The organism is Cryobacterium sp. TMT2-18-2 (assembly GCF_004402245.1).
In the GTDB taxonomy this organism is placed as follows: Bacteria; Actinomycetota; Actinomycetes; order Actinomycetales; family Microbacteriaceae; genus Cryobacterium; species Cryobacterium sandaracinum.
Window position 1 is genome coordinate 39755 of the sequence record NZ_SOFU01000013.1, and the last position, 22423, is coordinate 62177.

Annotated in this window: 13 protein-coding genes and 3 pseudogenes; 8 read left to right on the forward strand and 8 right to left on the reverse strand. The window is 64.1% G+C overall.

The annotated features are described in order from the left end of the window. Positions 1 to 833: 833 nt before the first annotated feature. Positions 834 to 1295 carry an SRPBCC domain-containing protein gene (locus tag E3O22_RS04305; RefSeq protein WP_166784551.1) on the reverse strand — a complete coding sequence of 154 codons (462 nt, stop codon included), beginning with the start codon at positions 1293 to 1295 and terminating at the stop codon, positions 834 to 836. Between the two features lie 793 nt (positions 1296 to 2088). Between E3O22_RS04305 and E3O22_RS04310 the strand changes: the two genes are divergently transcribed. Beyond that, complete coding sequence (locus tag E3O22_RS04310) at positions 2089 to 2358, forward strand: hypothetical protein (RefSeq protein WP_134395340.1); 270 nt, start codon at positions 2089 to 2091, stop codon at positions 2356 to 2358. Positions 2359 to 2365: 7 nt separating this feature from the next. Here E3O22_RS04310 and E3O22_RS04315 read toward each other — a convergent pair. The 5 genes and pseudogenes from E3O22_RS04315 to E3O22_RS04335 all read right to left on the reverse strand — a co-directional run. After that, positions 2366 to 2514, reverse strand: a pseudogene (locus E3O22_RS04315) (ISL3 family transposase); the annotation flags it as partial. A 2-nt stretch (positions 2515 to 2516) separates the two neighbouring features. Continuing rightward, the gene (locus E3O22_RS04320; RefSeq protein ID WP_134395341.1) at positions 2517 to 4091 is read right to left on the reverse strand and encodes an ABC transporter ATP-binding protein; all 1575 of its coding nucleotides are present in this window, start codon (positions 4089 to 4091) and stop codon (positions 2517 to 2519) included. Then, positions 4088 to 4933 carry an ABC transporter permease gene (locus E3O22_RS04325; RefSeq protein WP_241976509.1) on the reverse strand — a complete coding sequence of 282 codons (846 nt, stop codon included), beginning with the start codon at positions 4931 to 4933 and terminating at the stop codon, positions 4088 to 4090. Before E3O22_RS04325 ends, E3O22_RS04320 begins: the two co-directional genes overlap by 4 nt. Next, complete coding sequence (locus E3O22_RS04330) at positions 4930 to 5895, reverse strand: ABC transporter permease (RefSeq protein WP_241976510.1); 966 nt, start codon at positions 5893 to 5895, stop codon at positions 4930 to 4932. Before E3O22_RS04330 ends, E3O22_RS04325 begins: the two co-directional genes overlap by 4 nt. Further along, positions 5892 to 7544, reverse strand: coding sequence for an ABC transporter substrate-binding protein (locus E3O22_RS04335; RefSeq protein ID WP_134395342.1), 1653 nt, complete (start codon positions 7542 to 7544; stop codon positions 5892 to 5894). Before E3O22_RS04335 ends, E3O22_RS04330 begins: the two co-directional genes overlap by 4 nt. A gap of 137 nt (positions 7545 to 7681) precedes the next feature. Between E3O22_RS04335 and E3O22_RS16670 the strand changes: the two are divergent. From E3O22_RS16670 to E3O22_RS04350, 3 genes and pseudogenes are all read left to right on the forward strand, one after another. Then, positions 7682 to 7801: pseudogene (locus tag E3O22_RS16670) on the forward strand (hypothetical protein); the annotation flags it as partial. 203 nt (positions 7802 to 8004) lie between these two features. Then, complete coding sequence (locus tag E3O22_RS04345; RefSeq protein ID WP_134395344.1) at positions 8005 to 9414, forward strand: CoA transferase; 1410 nt, start codon at positions 8005 to 8007, stop codon at positions 9412 to 9414. A gap of 241 nt (positions 9415 to 9655) precedes the next feature. Then, positions 9656 to 10132, forward strand: a pseudogene (locus E3O22_RS04350) (transposase); the annotation flags it as partial. Between the two features lie 984 nt (positions 10133 to 11116). Here the strand turns inward: E3O22_RS04350 and E3O22_RS04355 are convergent. Together E3O22_RS04355 and E3O22_RS04360 are read right to left on the reverse strand one after the other, a co-directional pair. Then, the gene (locus E3O22_RS04355; protein ID WP_241976511.1) at positions 11117 to 13840 is read right to left on the reverse strand and encodes an HAD-IC family P-type ATPase; all 2724 of its coding nucleotides are present in this window, start codon (positions 13838 to 13840) and stop codon (positions 11117 to 11119) included. A 410-nt stretch (positions 13841 to 14250) separates the two neighbouring features. Then, a complete protein-coding gene (locus E3O22_RS04360) occupies positions 14251 to 16353 on the reverse strand; it encodes a UvrD-helicase domain-containing protein (RefSeq protein ID WP_134395345.1) in 2103 nt (700 codons plus the stop codon). An 880-nt stretch (positions 16354 to 17233) separates the two neighbouring features. On the opposite strand from E3O22_RS04360, the gene E3O22_RS04365 reads away from it, so the two are divergent. The 4 genes from E3O22_RS04365 to E3O22_RS04380 all read left to right on the forward strand — a co-directional run bounded on the left by E3O22_RS04365 (position 17234) and on the right by E3O22_RS04380 (position 22387). Further along, positions 17234 to 18751, forward strand: coding sequence for a SulP family inorganic anion transporter (locus E3O22_RS04365; protein WP_134395346.1), 1518 nt, complete (start codon positions 17234 to 17236; stop codon positions 18749 to 18751). Positions 18752 to 18791: 40 nt separating this feature from the next. Next, a complete protein-coding gene (locus E3O22_RS04370) occupies positions 18792 to 19493 on the forward strand; it encodes a spermidine synthase (protein ID WP_134395347.1) in 702 nt (233 codons plus the stop codon). A 165-nt stretch (positions 19494 to 19658) separates the two neighbouring features. Continuing rightward, positions 19659 to 20780 (forward strand): transaldolase, encoded by a 1122-nt coding sequence (tal, locus tag E3O22_RS04375; protein ID WP_134395348.1) that lies wholly within the window; start codon positions 19659 to 19661, stop codon positions 20778 to 20780. Beyond that, positions 20777 to 22387, forward strand: a complete 1611-nt coding sequence (locus E3O22_RS04380) for a glucose-6-phosphate isomerase (protein ID WP_134395349.1) — start codon at positions 20777 to 20779, stop codon at positions 22385 to 22387. The genes tal and E3O22_RS04380 overlap by 4 nt, the downstream gene beginning before the upstream one ends. Positions 22388 to 22423: the final 36 nt, after the last annotated feature.

Here is a 22423-nt window from a genome sequence, read left to right on the forward strand (position 1 = left end):
TGAGCGCGGCTGCGACGTGCGACGCACCCCCGGCCCTATGACAGCCTCGAAGAACAGCAGGTCGTTCGCCTATGGCCGACGACCTCGAAGACTGCGTGACTTGAGCCGCCACCGCGAACGGCACCAGAACAACATCCTTGACCGCGCCGGGTTTCTGCTCACGTTCGCCCAGTACTAACGTACGCGCCCCCGTACTTCATCTTCGGCGGGTTTCGGGTGCGCCTCGTCGTGCCGGAAATCAGGGGTGTTGCTGTTACTGGTCAGCGCCGGCGCAGATGGGTCGCATCGCTTCCGGACATGTACACGTTCCGACGAGGGTGTATGAGTGTGCATTTCAGAGACATCGGCCACACAGCATATTCCCAGACACGGTGGGCGTGTCGAGGCCGTGCATCTCCATGCGCTCACCGGCAGCGCACCCCCTCGCCGTCACCGATGCGAGGACGTCGAATCGGCTGCTCTCGAGGCGCCATGGCGCACCATGGAGATCGTAGCCAGAAAGAAGCCGGCTATCCGGCTGTCGCGGGGGTTGCCTCACTACCACGCGCCTCAACTCGCACTTGCTCACACCCGCTCACCCCCGCTCACAGCTGTTCCCGTTACCGCTGCGTTACCGCTGGGTCAATCCAGGCAAGAAAAAACCCCTTGCATCCCAGTGAAACAAGGGGATGCAGGGGGTTTTCTGTGGCGGGTTGTTCCTATAAGTCGGAGGCCGCGGAATCAGTGAAAAATTTTTCGGCACTTTCGCGCACATCCTCTGCGCTCTGCCAAATATTCCTCGACCGGCCGAGCAACGTGGCCAACTCGTCGAGCGACTCTCCCGTATTCGTTAACTACTGGGTGACACCCTCGAGTAGGATCGCGAGCTCGTCGAGTTCGACGTCCCAGCCCTCTCGGTTCTGCTCAAGACGTTCGCGACGGTAGCGGGTGCCGCCGGGCAGTGTGTCGAAGCCCGATTCGATCACCGTGACATCCGTCCCGGTACCAGCATCGGCGATGGTAAATCGCACGTGCGTCGAGTACTCGTCGAGCTCTTCGGCGGGGATTCCCGACCAACGGAAGCCGAACGAGCCGTCGGGCACCACCTCGGTGATTTCGATCGGGAAGCTGCCGTAATCATCCCAGTCGATTCTCCCGTTAGCACCGGGCTCGAGCGCGGCGAACTCCACACCGTCGCCGAACCACTTGACCATCACCTCGGGGTCGGTCAGCGCCTTCCAGACGCTCGCGCGCGAGGCCTCGATGTGCACGGTGCGGGTCACGGTGTGGCCCTTGATTCTTGCGTGATCAGACACGGTGTTTCCTTCACGTTCGAGCTGAACGCGACGGGACATTGCCCGCCGAGCGGCACGTCAACTAGTCCTGCAAACGCACTCCATCGAGCGTACCCATGATTGCGTATCTGTTCACGGGCGGGAGAACTCCGTGAACGCGAGTGGCAACGCATTAGATGTCGTCCTAAGTTCCTCACTGACCGTGCCACGCAGGCAACGCAAGGCAAACCGACTGCCCCAACGGGCATGGGGCCGTTACGTTCAACGACTCGACGTCGGGACCGCGATGGCCACTCCAACTACAAGGCCAACTGGCCACTCAAGGTGCTACCCGGCGCCGCAGACGGCGCAGAACTCGACCCGCCGCTCCGAACATAACCTCGCGCACCCACCCGCCACTCATCGCTCCACCACACGACCAGGACAATTCGCAGCGCCAAAAAGCGGCCGTTCGAGCATCCCTGGCCGTGCATCGTCATTTAATCCGCAGCCGCCAGCCCGCATGAGTTTCCTCTGCCCTCTGCCTCGCTCCCACTGGAGGTGTTGACCCGTTTTTGCTGGATAAGAGACATTTGTGTCGGAAGTGCCCGCCAGAATGAGCTTGTCTACGTCACATCACGGAAAGATGGCATCATGCCCAAACCGCTTTAAATCATGCTGCTCATTGCGGCGCCCCTCGTCCTTGGCGGAACCACCGGAAGCGGAGTTGCCGCCTTGGCCGCGCTTGCACTGGTTCTGATCGCCAGCCCGATCATCTGGAAGGTCCGCAAGGATCGCTATTTCAGTTCCGACCAGTTCCGACCAGTTCCAAACATTGCGATCCGAGATCGCCGTCGTTGTCGCCGAGCACAACGAGGTCGTGAACTACGTGGCCGAGATCCGCTCGCAGGGCTCATTTGAGCTGGGAGCGTCCTCAGCGGGTCAGTATGCGCACCTGGCCACGTTTGAGAACAACTCGGCATGGAACAATCGGCGCGACCGCAACGTCTCCGACTACGCGCCGCAAGTGCACAACACATCTCTCCAGGTCGTCCGCAATGCCAGCGTCGAGCCGATCAAGTACGTCAAAGCTGTCCTGTCGTAACCGTGGGTTAAACCCTGCTCGGGAGTACCGGTTTATGGCCGCCGAGGCTGAGCACGGTGAGGGCGATCAGGGCGTCGGGGATGTGAAGCCGAAAGCGATGCGGGTGATGAGTCGGATCTTGGTCTTCATGGATTCGACCCGGCCGTTGGCTGATCCGACTAAGCCGTGGCGTGCGCGGCGAGCAGTTCCCGGGTGAACGGATGCTGCGGCGCAAGAAATAGCGCCGCAGCCGGTCCCTGCTCCACGACAACGCCATCCTTCATCACGAGGATGTCGTGGCTGAGCGCGCGTACCACTGCGAGGTCGTGCGAGATGAGCACCATTGCCAGCCCCGTCGTCTCCTGCAAGGATGCCAGCAGCTTGAGAACCTGGGCCTGAATAGACGCGTCCAGCGCCGACACCGGCTCGTCACAGACCAAGATACTCGGCTGCCGGGCCAGCGCTCTGGCGATCGCCACGCGCTGGCGCTGCCCGCCGGAGAGCTGGTGCGCCCGCCGCCCCAGCAGGGAATCGTTCAGTGCCACCAGCTCGAGTAGCTCGATCGCCCGCGCCCGGCGTTCGCGCCGTCGACGCCGCCCGAGCCGGGTGCCATCCAGAGCGATTGCCTCCGACAGGATCTGCAGTACTGTCGCCCGCGGGTCGAAGGCACTCAGGGAGTCCTGGTGGATGATCTGGATGCCGCCGCGTCGGGCCCGCCGCGTCGATTCCGGCACTCGGCTCCAGGGCTCACCGTGCAACAGAACATCGCCGCGGTCCGGGGTTTCCGTGCCCAGCAGCATCCGTGCCACCGTGCTCTTGCCCGACCCCGACTCGCCCACGATGCCCACGGTGTGGCCGGCGCGCAGCTCGAACGAGACCCCGTTCACAGCGTGTAGCTGCGCGGCCGCCTGGCCGTAGGTCTTGGCGAGGTCCCGCGCGGCGAGCACCACGGGGCCGGTGTTCGGCGGGGCCGGCGGTCGGCTCTGCGACGCCGCCGCCAAAAGCTCGCGAGTATACGGATGCTGCGGCGCGGCGAACAGGTCGGCCGCAGGCTGCAACTCGACGAACCGCCCGTCTTTCATCACGGCGATGTCGTCGGCGAGCCGGCGGATAATCGTAAAGTCGTGGCTGATCAGCAGCAGCGCGAGGCCCGACTCCTTCAGCTGGCGCAGCAGGACCACAATCTGGGCCTGAACGGTCACGTCGAGGGCTGTAGTGGGTTCGTCAGCGATCAGCACGGCCGGCGAAGCCGCGAGGGCCGAGGCGATGAGTGCGCGCTGGCGCAGGCCACCGGAAAGTTCGTGCGGGTATTGACGCACGCGCATGGCGGGCTCTGGCATGGCCACCTGATCGAGCAGCTGCAGCACCCGGCCGGCACGGTCGGCGCGGCCGAGTGTGGGTTCGTGCACCTCGAGGGGTTCGGCCACCTCGGCGCCCACCCGGCGCAGAGGGTCAAGGGAGACGAGGGCGTCCTGGCTCACGAGGCCAACGCGGGCACCGCGCAGGCGACGCCAAGCCGGCTCGGTCAGGTCTCGAGCGTCAACTCCGGCCACGGTCAGTTCCTCGGCAGTCACCCGTGCGCCCTCCGGGGTGAGTCCGATCAGGCTGCGGCCGGTCACCGTCTTACCGGCACCGGACTCCCCCACTATGCCGAGGCATTGCCCGGCGGCAATGCTGAACGAGACGCCGTCGACCACGGCGGTCGACGAGCCCGGCAGAACCACGCGCAGGTTGCGCACCGTGATGACGCTCATCGCTGCCGCCGCGCGCTTCGTGCCTGCAGGTGTCGGTCTAGAATGCTTGTCGACACCACGGTGGCGGTGATCACGAGCCCGGGGAACACGGCGATCCACCAGGCGCTGGCGAGAAAATTGCGGCCTTCCGAGAGGATGAGTCCCCACTCCGGCGTTGGCGGCTTCGGCCCGAGGCCGAGAAAGCTCAGGCCGGCGGCGGCAGTGATAGCGGTGCCGACTCCCATGGTGGCCATGACCAGCAGCGGGCCGAGGGTGTTGGGTAGCACGTGGCGCAGCACGGTCACCGCGGGCGACACACCAAGCGTGCGCGCGGCCTCCACGTAGCCGGCGCGCTTGACCACGAGGGTTTGCACCCGGGCGACGCGCGCGTATGAGGGGATCACCGCGAGGGCCACGGCCACGAGCAGGCTCGCCTCCCCCGGGCCGATGATTGCGATCACGATCAAGGCCAGCAGAAACTCCGGGAAGGCCATCACGATCTCGATGGCGCGGCTCAGCACACCGTCACCGAGGCTGCGCATGAGCCCAGCAAATGAGCCGATCACGAGCCCCACGACCAGAGCGATCAGCGTGGCACCGAAGCCAATGGCGAGCGAGTACCGCGAACCGTAGATCACCCGGGCGAACACGTCGCGGCCAGTCTGGTCCGTTCCAAACGGATGCCCGGGGCCGGGCGCCAGCAGCGCCTCACCGATGTCGGTGCGCAGGGGGTCAGCGGCGGTGAACACCCCGGGCAGAAGGGCCGAAACCACGAGGAGCACGAGGAACCCGGCGGCGGCCCAGAGTGCCGGGGCGGGCATCCGCTTGACTCGACGTGACCGGACGGCGACGAGGACGCTCATGCGTAGGCCTGCTCAGTCTCCAGGCGCGGGTCGATGCGGTCGGCGACAAGGTCGACGAGCAGGTTGATCACGGAGAAGGCCACCGCAGCGAGCACGATAATGCCGAGCACCACGGGTACGTCCCGGTCAACGATGGCGTTGAGGGCTACGCGGCCAAGCCCTGGGCGGGCAAAGACGGTCTCGACCAGCACCGACCCGCCGAGCAGCGAGCCGACCATATACCCAGTGAGCGTGATGCTGCTGGCGGCGGCGTGGCGCAGGGTGTGGCGCACGACGAGCCGGGTGTGGCTGGCACCACGGGCACGCACGGTGTCGACGAAGGGCAGCGCTGCTGCGTCATCGAGGCCCTGCCGCAGCACCTGGCTGATGATGCCGGCCACCGGGATGGCGAGGGTCGCTGCTGGCAGGAGGAGAGCGCCGAACCCCACCGTGGCGACGACCGGAAACCAGCCAAGCCCGAAGCCGAAGACGCTAATCAGCACGAGACCGATCCAAAACGTGGGCGACGACACGGCAACGAGTTCGAGCAGGCCGGCCAGCGGTGCTGTGCGCCGGCCGCGCCCAAGCAATGCCGACCCGAGCGCGAGCAGGAGGGCGAACACAACGGCGAGGGCCATCAGCTGCACGGTGGGCACGAGTTGCTGGCCGATCACGTCGGCGACGGGTTGCTGCCTACGGTACGACGTTCCGAGGTCGCCCTGCACGAGGCGGCCGAGGTAGCCGAGGTATTGCACGAGAAGCGGGTCGGCGAGGCCCCAGTCTTCGCGGATCTGGTCGCGCACCTGTGTCGAGACGTTGCCGAGCCCGATGAGCACGTTCACCGGGTCGCCCGGGATCAGCCGCAATGCGAAGAATCCCACCGTGGCGGCGCCCCACGCCACGAGCACCATGCCGCCGAGCCGACCGAGCAGGCGAGCGCCCGGTCGGCCAGCGCCGCGTGCGTACCCGTGGCGTTCGATCACGGAGCGGTCGTGAGGGACGCCTCGTAAAAGAGCGGCTGCCCGTACAGGTCGAAGCTCAGGTTCTCGATGGTCTTGCTGTATGCGGTGATCGCGGTGGGCACGGTGATCGGAACCATGGCGACGTGGGTAGCGTTCCACTGCTGTAGCTGCTGGTAGAGGGCCTCGCGTTCGGCCGGGTCGCTCGTGGCGATGGCGTTGTCGAGAAGCGTGTCAACGACCGGATCGGCGGTGGATGAGCCGTTCTTGTAGCCGCCGCTGTGCAGGTGGGCGCGCAACACGTCGGCGTCGACACTGGGAAAACTCCAGTCTGACAGGTCGTAATTACGCTGGTCGAATGCTTCGTAGTACTGGGCGATTTCACGGTTGTCGCGCACAATTTCAAAGCCGAGTTCGCGCAGGTCAGACTGCACGACGTCTCCGAAGCTCGCGTTGGCATCGGAGACAGGGTTGTAGGCGAGCCACTGCGCGCTGAGTCGGGCTCCGTCTTTCATGCGGTAGCCCTCGGAGTCGCGCTCGGTCCAGCCGGCCGCGTTGAGCAGGGCATTGGCCTGATCGGGGTCGAAGGCCCAGCTGTCTTCGAGGCTCGGATCGTAGGAGTTCGGGGTGGCCGGGGAGAGGATACTCCACGCGCGTTCCGCCTGCCCCTGGTAGATGCTCTCCACGGCCGGACCGATGTCGACTCCGAGGGCAAAGGCGCGGCGCACATTCTCGTCGGCGAAGACGCCGTGCGCCTCGTTGAGGAACAGGGTGTACGGCAGGCCCGGCATGGTCACGTTTTCGATAGTGAACTCGTCACCGATCTGTCCCACGGCGTTCGGGGTGATGTCGCTGGCGATCTGTGCTTCACCGCTCGTGAGTGCGCCGGTGCGAACCGACGATTCGGGCAGGATGCGGAACTCGAGCGTGTCGATGGCCGGCGCGCCCCGGTGGGTGCTGCCATCCGGTGCCCAGTTATAGTTTTCGTTCGCGGTGAAGACGATGCTCTGGTCTGGCGTGTACTCGCTCAGCACGTACGGGCCGGTGCCCACCGAGATGCCGGGGCCGCCGGCGGGCAGCTGGGCTGCGTTTTCACGCAGCGCCGCGGGCGAGTAGAAGCCGAGCTTGGCGGTGCTCACGGCCTGCAAGAACGGGGCGTAGGGCTGGCTGAAGTCGACCCGCACGGTGTACTCGTCAACGACCTCGGTGCCCGCGTAGAAGCCACCGGTTTCGGCGTACCCGATGAGGCTGGCGGCATCCGCTGACGCCGTTTCGGGAGCGACCACGTGCTCGAAGTTGGCCTTGACGGCCTCGGCGTTGAAAGGCTCACCATCGTGGAAGGTGACGTCATCGCGCAGGTCGAAGGTGTACTGCAGGCCGTCGTCGGAGATCTGCCACGACGTGGCGAGCCACGGCACGAAGGAGCCGTCGGCCTTCTGATAGACGAGCGAATCGAAGGAATTGCGCATCACGAGGGCGGTGGCTTGGAAGGCCGATGAGTGAATGTCCATCTTGCCGCCGCTGAGCGTGCCACCGTTGATGGCGTAGGTCAGGGTAGTGGAGTCGGCCGCGGTGTTCTGGGCGGTGGCACTGCACCCCGTAACCACAGCGACGGTGGCGATAATGGCAGCTGCGGCGCGCAGCCAGGATGTTGTATGGGCGCGAGAGCGCATAAATGGGGTCTCTTTCTCAGGTGCGGATCAAACTAGCAACTAATTGACTCCGCCCATTAAACGTACCTTGCCCGTGGAGCAGGCCGGCCGGAACGAGTGACCGCGTAAACCGCCTTGCGCGAACCCGCGACCAGTCCGAGGTGGAGAAAGTCCTCTGGATGATCGCCGTCGTATTCGCGCCTCTACTCGGCGCGCTCGTTTTGTATTTAGCCGGGCCACACCCATTCGGCCTTCGACTCACACGCCAGGTTCGATAGACCTCGACCTTCATTTCCCTTCGCGGAAGGGGTTCCTCGGCTGGCCTACCGCCGGCTCTCCCCCCGTTTTGATTCCGTCAAGTGATTGCCCGGCCCCTCATGACATCAATTGCAATCCGTGACGTGGGGATAGAGTGGGAGTCACCGATGGTCGCCTGGTTTCACGCCCACGTGTGAACGGTCGAGGGCGTGGGAGGCAACCGATGGGCACCTTCCTCAGCACGTTTCTCTCCGATTCCGCGGAACTTCCGGAGCTAGCCGATCGTGTTCGTTTGTCCGGGCCGGTGCCGCTTTCGTCGCCATTGCCTGTCGGGGATCTTGCCGCGGACAGCATCGCGGCGACCAAGCTGATGGCCTCGTTACTGCACCTTGTCCGTTCGGAAGTGCGGGATCCGAAGGCGGACGAAGTTCCGCGGGTGGGCTCTGCGCCGCAACTGGTCGCCGGCGCCTTCCGGAGTGACCAACTATTTCGGTGGAACGGGGACCCCGCGCCAGCGTGGGCGCCCCTGTCCGGATTCTTCGCCTCGAGCGACGGTTGGGTTCGCACTCACGCCAACTATCCCCATCACGAAGCGGCTTTGCGCTCACTTCTGAGATTGGATGGCTCCGCCACCACCGAGGTTGTCGCTCGCGCAATTTCGCGCCGCAGCGCCCTCGATCTGGAGGATGAAGCATCAGATTCTGGTGCGGTGATCAGCGCGGTTCGCAGCCCGAGCAGTTGGAGAGGACATCCTCAAGCCCAATCCCTGAAAGCAGCTCCCTTCATCAGCCTGGTGCAGCAGGCAGGAGACTCGGGCCTCCATAGCCTGGGGTCGGCCGACAGACACGCGCCCCTGGAGGGCGTTCGGGTGCTCGACTTGACCCGCGTCATAGCCGGGCCGGTGGCCACTCGCAGCCTCGCGTTCTTCGGGGCAGATGTCCTTCGCATCGACAGTCCTAGCATGCCGGAACTTCCCTGGCAGTACCTCGACACCGGGCAAGGGAAGCGTTCCGCGCTCCTTGATCTCGGCTACAAACCGGATCGAGACCGCCTCGAACAGCTACTGACGGACGCCGACGTTGTTGTCTCGGGATACAGGCCGAACAGCCTCAACCAATTCGGCCTCTCGCCGGTCGAACTCCACAACCGCCATCCAGGGCTCGTTATCGGCCGGGTGAGCGCGTGGGGGCAAAGCGGACCTTGGGCCGAGCGCCGAGGATTCGACAGCATCGTCCAGGCAGCCAGCGGCATCGCCCAGATTCACGCAGACGGCACTGGCAGGCCAGGAGCTTTGCCGGCCCAAGCACTGGATCACTCCGCCGGGTACCTACTTGCCGCCGGGATCATGTCAGCACTTCGACGTCGCCACCTCGACGGGCACGGGTGGACCGTCGACATTTCACTGGCCCGGGTCGCTCACGAGCTACTCGCCCAGCCTCATTCCCCGCAGACCGAAGCCGGCCCATACAAGATCCAAACCGTGAACGCGGAAACGTTAAAAGGGACCGTCACCTGTGCCGCACCCGCGATCAGCATTAGCGGCGGTCCGAATCGCTACAGGTGGATCGGCAGCCAGTGGGGAGCGGACCAGCCGGAATGGGCCGAGTCACGATCCGCCAGCGGCGAGCGATAAGTCCCACCCGGAAGGTGCGCCATCGGCAAGTGCAGCATGGCGAAAGCCGCCCGCTGAAGGTTAGTGTCGCGCCATCCCTGCGCAGCGCACCTGTTGGCTGCTGTGGTGCCGGCCATTCCGGGTTGCGTCCAATAGCGTGGTGTAACCCCCCGGCCCTGATGGGCGTGTTGCACCGATGTGAGGCGGCCACCGCGTGATTCTTGGAAAGACCGATCAAGTCTTTTCCGAAGGAGTACACGCGATGACCGCACCCCATTTTATTGACCCTGCCCGTTTCCTGTCCGAACAACTCGAGCAAGCCTCGCCGGACTTGATGCGGCAGATGCTGACCACGTTCATCAACGCGCTGATGAGCGCCGAAGCGGAAGCCGTCCGCGGCGCCGAATACGGCCAAGTCTCCGCCGACCGGGTCAACTCCCGCAACGGCTACCGGCACCGGGATTTCGACACCCGCACCGGCACCCTCGACGTCGCGATCCCGAAGCTGCGCACCGGCACCTACTTCCCGGACTGGCTCCTCGAGCGCCGCCGCCGCGCCGAGGCCGCCCTGACCAGCGTCGTGGCGACCTGCTACCTGCTCGGGGTCTCGACCAGGCGGATGGAGAAACTCGTCGAGTCCCTCGGCATCACCCGCCTGTCCAAGTCGCAGGTGTCGATCATGGCTAAGGACCTCGACGAACAGGTCGAGCAGTTCCGCACCCGACCCATCGACGCTGCGAAGCAGACTGCCGCCCGCTCTCGCGCACGCGAGAAGGCGGCAGAGTTCCGCGCGAAGGAAGACAAGCTCGAGCAGCTGGCCACCGACTACTTCGTCGCCACTGACTCGCTCGACGAGATCGACGCGACGGCACAGGCGGAAATCGTAGCCATCCAGGAACGCGCAGCGCAGCAGAGCACGGCCGCCCGCACATCAGCGGCGGCCGTCATCGCGTCCATGCTCGAGCTCGGAACCCCCAAGGCAGAAGTAGCCGGCCGCCTCGGTCTGGCGCTTCGCGACGTCAAGAAGACTCCTACCCTCTGAAGCCATTGAACTCTCGACGAGGCCGTTGACCTGGTCTGGCTTGGTCTCTTCGCTGGAGTGAATAGGTCCCGTCGGTCCCGCCGGAGCCTCGTCGGAGGATGCTGAGCGGTCCGCCCAACGGGTGTGCGCGCAGAGTTCGCCCGATGCCTCATCGTTGCCAGGTTCCGGGACGGCGCCGCTACAACCGACGCCGTCCTCGCGCCAGAATCGGCCGTAACCGTCGTCGGCGATTACTCCGGTCGGTGAGTTGCTGGGGTGACCAAACGCCCCCCTTGATCGTCGTCAAGGGGGGGCGTTTAAATGATCAGGCCTGGTGCTGACTGTCTCCTTCTTGGTCTTCTTCGGCGTGCGCGGATACCCAGGTGTCGGCGGCGGTGTCGGCTCCGACGGCACGGAGCATCCCCGCGAGGGCGTCCACTTCGGTGCAGCACATCCGCGGGCCCACGTCGCCCGCGAAGTCGGCGGCCGCGAATACGCGTGTCAGGCGGCTGGGTTAAATACCGACTCGATGATCCAGGGGTCGGGATGCGATCCGGACGTAGCCGCGCCGCGGACCTGCCCGAGGACCGGGTCAAGTCCGCGCGAACCGCGATACCGCCTGTCGGACAGTGGTCACCTTGGCCATTACTCCCAAGGAAAGAAACCAACGCAATCGACTGATCGTCCCCTCACCGCTGACGCTCAGGCGCGGCGAACGCGTAACCGACCGAGAACCTTCTGCGCTTCGACGAGAAGGAAGATGACCGCGGAAAGGCCTAGCGTGTAGCCCCACTCGCGGAGCCCCACGGCCGTCGAGCTGAACCACACGTTCATGAATGGCGCGTAGACGAATACGAGCTGAAGGACCAGCAGAATGCCGATCGAGATCCAGATCGCACGGTTGCCCCGAAAGACCTTCACCGTCAGGCTCGATGCCCGGAGGAAGCGTGAGTTGAACAGGAACGCGAGCTGGCTGAGGGTGAGCATCGTGACGGCGGTCGTCTGCGCTTCCGCTGTGGTGGACCCGAGCCCTTGTTCGAGGAAGAACACTGCAATTGTCGCTGCCGTGATCAACAGGGAAACCCAGACAATCCGCCCGACATACGCGCGGTCAAGTATGGATCCGCCGGGGGCTCGCGGCTTCCTGAGCATGATGCCGGCCTCCGCAGGTTCTGATGCCAACGCCAGAGACAAGGTGACAGCGGTGATGAGGTTGACCCAGAGGATCTGGGTGGGTTGCAGCGGCAGCGTGAACCCGAACACCACTGCGAGCAGCAGCACCAGGGACTGGGCTGCCGTCGTCGGGAGGATGAACACAATGGATTTCTGAAGGTTGTCGCGGATGCGGCGGCCCTCCTTGACGGCCCGCTGAATCGTGGCGACGTTGTCGTTGGCGAGAACGATGTCAGCGGCTTCCTTGGTAGCCTCGGTGCCTTTAATTCCCATCGCGACTCCAACATCCGCCCGCCGGAGCGCCGGGGCATCGTTCACGCCGTCTCCGGTCATCGCCACCACTTCCTGGTGGGATTGGAGCGCCTTGACGATTCGGAGCTTGTGTTCCGGGCTGGTGCGAGCGAACACGTCGACGTCGCGGACAATCTTCGCGAGCTGGTCTTGCGACATGGCTTCGAGTTCGCTGCCGGTCAGCACCCGAGAGTCCGCCTTGGCGATGCCCATCTCTCGGGCGATCGCCAGCGCTGTGCCGGGGTGGTCGCCCGTGATCATCTTCACCCGAATGCCCGCGCCCTGCATTGTGGCGATGGCCGTAATCGCTTCGGGCCGCGGCGGGTCGACAATTCCGACCACTCCCAGAAACACCATGCCGGTGTCCAGGTCGGAGACTTGCAGGGAGCCCGTTCCCACAGGTGCGTCGCTGATTGCGGCGGCGAGCACACGCAGACCCTGCGCGCTGAGGTCGTCGATGTGCTGCGTCCAGTACGCCTCGTCGAGGGGCTCGACTTCGCCGCCGGCACCTAGTTGCTGGGTAGCACGGTTGAGGAGGCGATCCGGGGCCCCCTTCATCAGGATGCGCGGCTTTCCGTCGGCCGACTGATTCAGGGTTGCCATGAATTTGTTGTCGGATTCAAACGGGATGACGCCGAGTCGCTCGTGGGCCGCATCGTCAAACCCGGATTTGAGGGAGAGGGTGCGGAGGGCGCCTTCGGTGGGCTCACCGACGACATGCCAGACCCCCTCGGTTTCACTGACACGGGCGTCGTTGCATACGGCCAGCACTTCAATGAGCCTGCCCAAATCGGGAAAGTCAGATAGCGCCGCGGCCGCGCCATTGTGGGTGATTTCGCCGGTGGGCGCGTAGCCGATTCCACCGACCTGGAACGCTCCACGTGCAGTAATGGCGGTGCGAACAGTCATCTCATTGCGCGTCAAGGTGCCGGTCTTGTCGGTGCAGACTGTGGTAACCGAACCAAGAGTCTCCACCGCGGTGAGCTTGCGGACGATGGCCTGATGTTTCGCCATCTGGCGAACTCCGAGGGCCAGCGTGATGGTCACCAACGCGGGTAGCCCCTCGGGAATCGCCGCAACGGCGAATCCGACAGTCGCCGAGAACAGGTCACCGAAGTCGCGTTCATGGATGAGGCGGCCCACGACGAGCATCAGCCCTGCGACGCCCAGGATGATCAGGGAGATCTTCTTGCTGAAAGCCTCGAGCTGACGGGTGAGCGGTGTGGCGAGTCGGCCGGTATCGGCAACCATCGACTGGATGCGCCCGATCTCGGTGTTCGCACCGGTGCCGGTAACGACGCCGACTCCGCTCCCCGTGGCGATGAGGGTGCCCGAGAACAGCATCCCGTGACGGTCACCGATACCCGAATCGGCGGGAACGGGGTCAGTTTGCTTGCCCGCGGGGGAAGATTCCCCAGTCAGAGCAGACTCTTCGACCCTGAGGTTGCTGGCTTCGACGAGGCGGACGTCTGCGGGGACCTTGTCACCGGATTTCACTCGAACGATATCGCCGGGCACCAGGGTCGACGCATCGGCATTGAGCCAGGATCCACCCCGTCTCGTCTGTGCGTTGAGGGACAGCATCTTGCGAATGCCATCGAGGGCTTTCTCGGCGCGACCCTCCTGGAGGAAACCGATCACGGCGTTGATGACGGCGACGGAGAGGATGACTGCGGAATCGACCCACTCACCGAAAACGGCAGTGACAACAGCGGCACCCAGGAGAACGTAGATCAGCACGTCGTTGAAGTGGCCGAGAAATAGCAGTATCGGGTTCTTCTTCGGCGGAACCGGCAGCGCATTCGGACCATACGTGCCCAGACGTTGGGCTGCATCCGCGGTGCTGAGCCCGTCAATGCTGCTGACGAGATCGCTGAGTACAGCTAATGCGCTTTGAGAGTGCGGCGATGCCGGGATTCCCGATGTTGAGTCAGGCGATGTGGGAAGGGTGATGACGCTCAAAGGAGCACCTTTCTAGGAACGTGGATCGGCCACCGAAAGGGGTGGGTACAGCCGCGTCCCCGACTCTGCGTACGAGTCCGTGATGAATGGGTGAGGAGGGGGGGGACGGGCCGCCACACATGCGGCAGCCATGTCGTCGTGCGGTGAAACCGCACCGAACCGGGAAGGAAGCGGATCCCCCGCGCAACGCGCGCGGTGATCTCCGCTCGACGCCTAGGAGACGATCTGTGCGGGAGAAGAGCCCGCGAGAATGGCACCCCAGGTGGAGAGGTACCCATTGGTTCCAGGGTGCGTCATCACCCACGACGTGGGCACAAAGCCCACGCTGAATGCACGCAATTTCGGAAACACAGCATGACACCTGGACCAGGCCGAGGCCGGGCCACTTGGTCGGCGCGGGCGCCACCGGCTCATTGCGATTCCTGGTGCCTGAGCTCGAGCGCGAAGTGCAGAAACTCCGATGCAGTGCCGGTGTGAGTGAGGTGGAGCTGATGCATGGCGCGGGTGCACGCGATGTAGAGCATGCTGCGGTCGATATCGGTGGCATAGGTGGTGTCATTGACGTGCGGGACGATGACGACGTCGAACTCGAGTCCTTTAGCGATGTGGGCTGAGGTGATGATGATCCCGCCGGTGAAGGTTTTGCTGTCGTAATCGAGGAGGGTGAGTTCGATGCCCTCCGCCGCGACGGATCGATAGAGCTGCTCCGCCTGGTCGAGAGTTTTGCAGACGATGCCGAGCGATCGGTATTCGCTTCGTTCGTGCGTCGTGATGATGTCGAGAATGAGCGCGGTCTCGTCCTGCGGCGCTTCACAGGCGACGAGCTGCGGTGGCTGGCCATGGCGTTCGATGGGGATGAGTTTGTCGTTGCGGGAGATGTTCTGAGCGAATTCGGTGATCTCGGTGGTCGAGCGGTAGCTCTTGCGGAGCTCGAGGCAGTCGGCGTCGGGAAAGATGCTGAAAATCGTCTCGAGGTTCGAGGAGCTGAAGGGGTTCACGGACTGGTTGGAATCGCCGAAGATCGTCATGTTGCAGGCGAACAGCTTTCGCAGAACCGCGTATTGGATGGGGGTGTAGTCCTGCATTTCATCGATGAGCAGGTGACGGATGTCTTCGTAGCTGTCGTGGCGTGCCGTCGCAATGATCGTGTAGATCAACGGTGCAACGTCTGAGTGCTCGATGCGCTTGCGATCGAGCATCTTGAACTGTCCACGACGCGATGGCTGATCGAAAAACGCCCGATACAGCGCGAGAGCGTCTCTGAAGGGGATCATTGCGCGAACCTGTTTGCGGACACCGGTCGAGTCAGCGGCACTCCACTTGCCTTCTCTGTCGAGTACACGTTGCTTCATCAGGTGGATAGCGCTGTCGGAAACTCGATCCAGTCGAGTGAAAACGGGCGAGGTGTGTCCGCTCGCGTACGTCTCCGTGACCCAGTCCGCGGTCACCCGCTCTGAATGCTGCAGAATCCCCTCGGGCGCGAAGTCCTTTGCCCGGGCGGCGATCCACTCGTTGAGCGCCTCGACGAACTCCGGGGTCGCCTTGGCTCGCATCCGATCGGCGGCAGCATGGTCGACGTTGTCGAGGAGGCCGGTGACCTGCTCGCTGAAGGTCTGGTGCTGCACGACCTTGGTGAGGAAGCGCGCGGCGATGCGGTCCAGGTCGATCTCCGCGACTTGCTCCTCGCCCAGCTCAGGGAGGACGTCGGCGATGTAGTCGGCGAAGACCTTATTGGGAGACAGGATCATGACGTTGCTGGAAGACAAGGTGCCCTTGAACCGGTAGAGCAGAAACGCCAACCTGTGAAGTGCGATGGAGGTCTTTCCGGAGCCCGCAACGCCCTGCAGGATGAGCACATTGGCCGTCTCGTTGCGGATCACCGCGTTCTGCTCACGCTGGATCGTCGCGACGATGTTGCGCATCTTGTCATCGGCAGACTCGCTGAGCTCGCGCTGCAGCACCTCATCACCAATATTGATCGAGCTCTCGAGCTGATATTGCAGCTGCCCGCCCTCGATCTTGTACTGGCGCTTACCCGTGATCTCACCCTCGGCGACACCCTCAGTCGCGAGGAACGACGCCGAACCGGCCTCGTAGTCGTAGTAGAGACTCGAAACCGGTGCACGCCAATCGTGCACCCGGAGGTCTTGCGTCTCGGGGTCCCAGAATCCGTGCACGCCGATGTAGTACGGCTTTGAGGCATCCGTGTCAGTGTGCTGAAAGTCGACTCGCCCGAAGTAGGGCGAGTTTCTCAGCCGCTCAAGTGAGTCACGCGATTTGACCGCGTAGTTGCCGACCGTGATCGTCGTTGAGACTTCCATGCGAGCATTCGCCTTCTCAGCGTGATCCATATCGCGCTGATGCTCCCACATCTGGCGCTTCTGTTCGCCGATCGAGATGGCCGTGCTGTCGATCGAATCGACCATGTTCGCGTGCGCCGACTCCAGAAGCTCGAGCGTCTTCGCGAGGTAACGATGTTCGGCTGCTTCTTCGCTGGTAAGGATGTCTGTCATGTGTTTCTCCTGCGGAGGTGCACTCCGGATGCGTGCATCGCGTCAAACTGATCGGGTCAGGACTGATCGCGGCGTAACTCATCGCGACGTGGAGGCGTTTCAGTGAGGACCAAACACCGCAACTCTACCCTAACGTATGTGTTAGGTTGACGACTCCAGGCCCAGTTGTTGACGTCGGAAGGCCCACCGAGCGGGCTCGTGAAGGCACAGAGACAAGCCCGCAGCTGCGAAATATCCCAACGCCGTCTCCCCCGATGCGGCGGGCGTGCCCGCGGAAACGACGACGACCATCAGGCCGACGCATCCGGCGTAGCTTGCGATCATCAGCGTTCCCGAATAGGCGGGGAAATTTTGCCATGCCTCCGGAGTGAACGCATACAGGATGCTGGATCGCGCGGGCGTGCGAGCGCTACCGGCTGGGACCGGGCGTTTGGGCCGAAGGTTGACGTGGCCACGAAGATGCCAGTGGGTAGCCAGCGCCCAAAAGAACACTAGTAGGGACACTGCAGTAAGCAACCGGTACGACGGCGCAGATGACCCCGTCGCCAAGTGCCCGAAAATGAGCACGCCTGCCGCAGCTGGATACGCGCTTGCGAGAGCACCCGCCGAAGTGCGCTGAAGCCGTCGTTCGTCCGAGTTGTGAGCCTGTAGTTCCACTTCCATGCTCCCTGCGATTTCTGTCCAAAAACTTTTCGTGCAACTTCAGACTAAATCAAACCTCACGTAAGGGTTGATTGACTGGCAGAAAGATCAACGCTCTGACCTTGCCGAACGCGGACAACGCCGCATACCCCCTGAGCACCTCTAACCTGACGTTAGGGTAGCGTTTCCATGTCGGCTGTCCTCCCGGGTCCGGCTTCGTTCCCTGCCGGAAGGCCTCATGGCTGTTCTCACGAGTTCGCCCAAATCCACTCGCTATAAGGCCGACCCTTCGGTGCTTACCGCACTGCGCTCCCCGCGCCTGCTGACCCGGGAGGTGCTCGCCGGCCTTGTCGTGGCGATGGCGCTGATTCCGGAGGCGATCTCGTTTTCGATCATCGCCGGCGTCGATCCCCGGGTCGGACTGTTCTCGTCGTTCGTGATGGCGGTGTCGATCGCGTTCCTCGGCGGACGGCCGGCGATGATCACCGCCGCGACCGGCGCAATCGCGCTCGTGATCGCCCCCGTGGCCCGTGAGTACGGGATGGACTACTTCATCGCCACGGTGATCCTGGGCGGGGTCTTCCAGGTGGTGCTCGGGGTGCTCGGCGTGGCGAAGGTGATGCGGTTCATCCCCCGCAGTGTCATGGTCGGCTTCGTCAATGCTCTCGCGATCCTGATCTTCATGGCCCAGCTCCCCCACCTGCTCGGCGTGCCGTGGCTGGTCTACCCGCTGGTCGCCGTGGGGCTGCTGATCATGGTGGTGATGCCCCGCCTCACCAAGATCGTTCCCGCCCCGCTCGTGGCGATCGTGCTGCTCACCGTGGTGGTCGTCGTCACCGCGATCAACGTGCCCTCCGTCGGCGATCAGGGCGAACTGCCGAAGAGCCTGCCCGAGCTGTTCATCCCCAACGTTCCGCTCACCTGGGACACCTTCGCGATCATCGCCCCGTACGCCGTGGCAATGGCTCTCGTGGGTCTGCTCGAGTCCCTGATGACGGCGAAGCTCGTCGACGAGATCACCGACACCCACTCCCGCAAGACCCGCGAGGCCTGGGGCCAGGGCGTCGCCAACATGCTGTCGGGCATCTTCGGCGGCATGGGCGGCTGCGCCATGATCGGCCAGACCATGATCAACGTCAAGGCCTCCGGCGCCCGCACCCGCATCTCCACATTCCTCGCCGGAGTGTTCCTGCTGATCCTCGTCGTCGGCCTCGGCGACCTGGTCGCGATCATCCCAATGGCCGCCCTGGTCGCCGTGATGATCATCGTGGCCGTGCTGACCTTCGACTGGCACAGCATCCGTTGGTCCACCCTGAAACGGATGCCGAAGAGCGAGACGACGGTCATGGTCGCCACCGTCGTGGTCGTCGTGCTCACCCACAACCTCGCGATCGGCGTGATCGTGGGGGTGCTCGTGGCCATGGTCGCCTTCGCCCGCCGGGTCGCCCACTTCGTCAACGTCGAGCGGACCCTGCCCGAGGGTGAGCCTGTGCCCACCGCGTTCTACACGGTCACCGGCGAGCTCTTCTTCGCCTCCAGCAACGACCTCACCACCCAGTTCGAGTACGCGGACGACCCCGACCGCATCGTGATCGACATGACTCGCTCACACATCTGGGACGCCTCGACCGTCGCCGCACTCGACGCGATCACCAACAAGTACGAACGTCACGGCAAACGGGTGATCCTCGTCGGCCTGAACGACGCCAGCACCATCATCCACACCCGTCTCGCCGGGAATCTCGGCGGCGAGTAACCGTGCACCGGAATAAGGCAGTGATGGAAAGAGGCCGCCGATGATCGCGAGATTCGAAGAACTGGACTGGCAGCCGACGCCGATGGGCGAGCTGACTCTTCGGCGTCGGATCGAGCCCACGCTGGGGGTTGAGGTCTTCGAGGTGAAGCTGGGCGAGGAGTTCCTCATGTCCAGCCTCTTCACCGTCGCGGAAAAAGAGCTGGCACACCTGGGCCTCGCTGCAACCGAGGGCGACGAACTGGCCGTGCTCGTCGGCGGACTCGGACTGGGCTACACCGCACTGGCGGCCCTGGCCGACCCGCGCGTGCACGCCCTCACCGTCGTCGACGCCCTTCCCACCGTGATCGACTGGCACCAGCGAGGGCTGCTTCCCACGTCAAGCGCCCTCACCGGCGACGCACGCACCAGACTGCAGGCCGACGACTTCTTCGCACTGATGCGCGCTGAGCCGACGCCCGATTCCCCACGCTACGACGCGATCCTGGTCGACATCGATCACTCGCCGCGCCACCAGCTGGATCCCAGTCATGCCGATCTGTACACCGTTTCTGGTCTGCAGGCGCTCGCGCGTCACCTCCAGGTCGGGGGCATCTTCGCGCTGTGGTCCGACGATCCGCCCGTCGACGATTTCATGGCGAGCCTGGGCAGCGTCTTCGTGACGTCCACCGCCCACGTCATCTCCTTCGACAACCGGATCACCGGCGGCACGTCGACCAACACCGTCTACGTCACCACGACCTGATCTTCAAAACATACTCTTACGTAAGTGTAGAGTTGGGGTGCTGTGATCCGGTAGCGATAGAAGCTGAACCCTCCCCCACGTTTGCAACAGGCAACGATCTTCCCGTGATCACCGCGACGAAACCAGCTGGCCTTGTCTACTGCCAGCGTCAAGGAGATAACAGCTATGACCCACACGTCCACAATGACTCCCACGCAGAGGCTCTCTGATGCGGGAGTCAGCATCTGGCTTGATGACCTGTCGCGGGAGCGAATCCAGTCCGGGAGTTTGAAAGAGCTCATCAAGAATCGGAATGTAGTCGGGGTCACGACCAACCCGACGATCTTCGCGGCGGCCCTCGCCCACGGTGATGCGTACGCCGAGCAGATCAGGGATTTGGCGGGCACAGGTACGAGCGCGGCCGATGCGGTCTTTGAAATCACGAGCACGGACGTTGCCTTGGCGGCGGATATGCTCCGACCCATCTACGTGCAGACCCAGGGGTTCGACGGGCGGGTATCGATCGAGTGTGCGCCCGTGAACGCCCATCGGGCCGATGCCACGATTGCCGAAGCGAAGGCTCTCTGGTCCCGAATCTACCGGCACAACGTGATGATCAAGATTCCCGCTACCGCTGCCGGACTGGAGGCCATCACGGCGGTCATCGGTGCGGGGATCAGCGTCAACGTGACCCTCATTTTTAGTCTGGACCGTTACCGCGAGGTGATCGAAGCGTACCTGGCGGGGCTGGAGAGGGCAAAGAGAGCCGGACTGGACCTGTCCAGCATCCACTCCGTTGCATCCTTCTTCGTATCCAGACTGGACACGGAAATCGACCGCCGCCTGGACGCCATTGGCACGGACGAGGCCCGCGCCCTGCGGGGACAAGCAGGAATCGCCAACGCGAGGCTCGCATACGAGGTCTACCAGGAATCGTTCACTGACCAGCGCGCACAGGGACTGATCGCGGTCGGAGCCAACGAACAACGGCCGCTCTGGGCCTCAACCGGCGTCAAGGACCCGACCAGGCCCGACACGATGTACGTCGTCGAGCTCGCCGCCAGTGATGTCGTGAACACGATGCCCGAACAAACGCTCGAGGCCACCCACGACCATGCCAGTGTTCGGGGTGACACGATCACCGGCTCCTACCCGGCCGCCGTCAAGATCTTGGACAGGATCGCTGCCCTCGGCATCTCCTATGCCGGAGTGACCGACTACCTCGAGGCGGAGGGCCTGAACAAATTCAGGGCGTCCTGGAACGACCTCCTCCAAACCGTGCGCCTGGCCCTGGAGGCAGCCAAATGAGCGTCACGATTCGCCGCAGCCGCGACACGGAATCAGCTGTCCGACGCGCAGTCCCCCTGCTTGTCGCGGATAGGGTCGCCACGCGCCTCTCTGCCCAGGATGCAACCCTGTGGGGAGCCGCCGCGGAGCCGGCCGCCCGAATCAGTCTCGGCTGGACACCGGCAGTCGCCGCCGCCCGGCCCCTCATTCCTGAGATCCTCGCCCTGCGCGATGAACTTGCCGCCGCGGGGATCAGCCACATCGTGCTGGGCGGGCTGGGCGGATCCGCCCTGGCATCGGAGATGATCGCCCGCACCGCCGGGGTCGAGCTCACCGTTCTGGACACCACCGATCCCGACTGGGTGCACGCCGCCCTCCACGACCGCCTGAGCAGCACGGCACTCGTCATCTGCTCGAAGTCGGGCGAAACCATAGAAACAGACAGCCAACTCCGCGCCTACGAGAAGGCATTTGTCGATGCCGGCATCAATCCTCGAGGACGCATCATCGTCGTCACCGACCCTGGCACCCCGCTCGAAGGCAGCGCACGCCACGCTGGCTACTACGTTTTCCTCACTGACCCCCGCATCAGCGGCCGATACTCGGCACTGACGGCCATCGGGCTGGTTCCGGCCGGCCTGGCCGGCGCCGATATCCAGCAGCTCCTGGACGAGGCGGAGGCGATCACCCCGGATCTGGCCGTGGACGCGATCGAGAATCCCGGGTTCGTTCTCGGTGCCGCAATCGCGGCCACCAACCCCCTGCGGGACAAGCTCGGCTTCATCGTCACCGGGACCAGTGCCGTCGGCTTCGATCTCTGGGCCGAACAGCTGATCACCGAGTCCATCGGCAAGCGAGCAGGAGGCCTCTTCCCGTTCACGCTCGCCCCGAACGCACCGGAGCTCGACGCCCGGGAGGCCATGCACCTGCCCGATCTGCAGATCGTACGTCTGGTCGATGACGCCGACTCCTACGAGGACTCCCGGCCGGGAGACATCATCGTCAGCGGTTCTCTGGGCGGCCTGGTCCTCCTATGGGAGTACGCGACCGTGGTGGCCGGACGAATTCTGGGCATCAACCCGTTCGCACAGCCCGACATCGACGCATCGGATATGGCGACGCGCGCACTCGTCCGGATGGGATCTCAACCCGTGCCCCCCGCCCTGACCTCGGAACGGATCGAAGTGCGCGGCTCCGCCGACATCGTCAACGACTCCCATACGCTGAAGGAGGCCGTGGACTCCCTGCTGTCATACCTCGGCGACGACGGCTATGTGGCCGTGCAGGTCTATGCCAACCGCCTGGCCTTCCCCCAACTGGAAGATCTGCGCGACAGCCTGGCCACCAAGGCCCGCCGACCTGTCACCCTGGGCTGGGGTCCTCGATTCCTGCACTCCACCGGCCTCTACCAGGAAGGAGGCTCGGCGAAGGGTGTGTTCCTGCAGATCACAACAACCGGATCCACAGATCTCTTCATCCCGGGTCGCCCATTCACGTTCGAGCAGCTTCTGGCCGCCCAGGCCGCCGGCGACACCCAGGATCTCCTGGACCAGGGACTCCCCGTCATCACACTGACCCTGCCGACACCGGAAACGAACCAGACCCACTTGATGGCGGCACTCGGCTGACGCCGCCCACCCGACCAGCGGCGGCCGCATCGCCCG

Bases quoted from the DNA above. Each gene is read 5' to 3' on its own strand.
- E3O22_RS04320 (WP_134395341.1), bottom strand. From the start codon at position 4,091: ATGAGCGTCATCACGGTGCGCAACCTGCGCGTGGTTCTGCCGGGCTCG.
- E3O22_RS04325 (WP_241976509.1), bottom strand. From the start codon at position 4,933: ATGAGCGTCCTCGTCGCCGTCCGGTCACGTCGAGTCAAGCGGATGCCC.
- E3O22_RS04335 (WP_134395342.1), bottom strand. From the start codon at position 7,544: ATGCGCTCTCGCGCCCATACAACATCCTGGCTGCGCGCCGCAGCTGCC.
- E3O22_RS04345 (WP_134395344.1), top strand. From the start codon at position 8,005: ATGGGCACCTTCCTCAGCACGTTTCTCTCCGATTCCGCGGAACTTCCG.
- E3O22_RS04360 (WP_134395345.1), bottom strand. From the start codon at position 16,353: ATGACAGACATCCTTACCAGCGAAGAAGCAGCCGAACATCGTTACCTC.
- E3O22_RS04365 (WP_134395346.1), top strand. From the start codon at position 17,234: ATGGCTGTTCTCACGAGTTCGCCCAAATCCACTCGCTATAAGGCCGAC.
- E3O22_RS04370 (WP_134395347.1), top strand. From the start codon at position 18,792: ATGATCGCGAGATTCGAAGAACTGGACTGGCAGCCGACGCCGATGGGC.
- tal (WP_134395348.1), top strand. From the start codon at position 19,659: ATGACCCACACGTCCACAATGACTCCCACGCAGAGGCTCTCTGATGCG.
- E3O22_RS04380 (WP_134395349.1), top strand. From the start codon at position 20,777: ATGAGCGTCACGATTCGCCGCAGCCGCGACACGGAATCAGCTGTCCGA.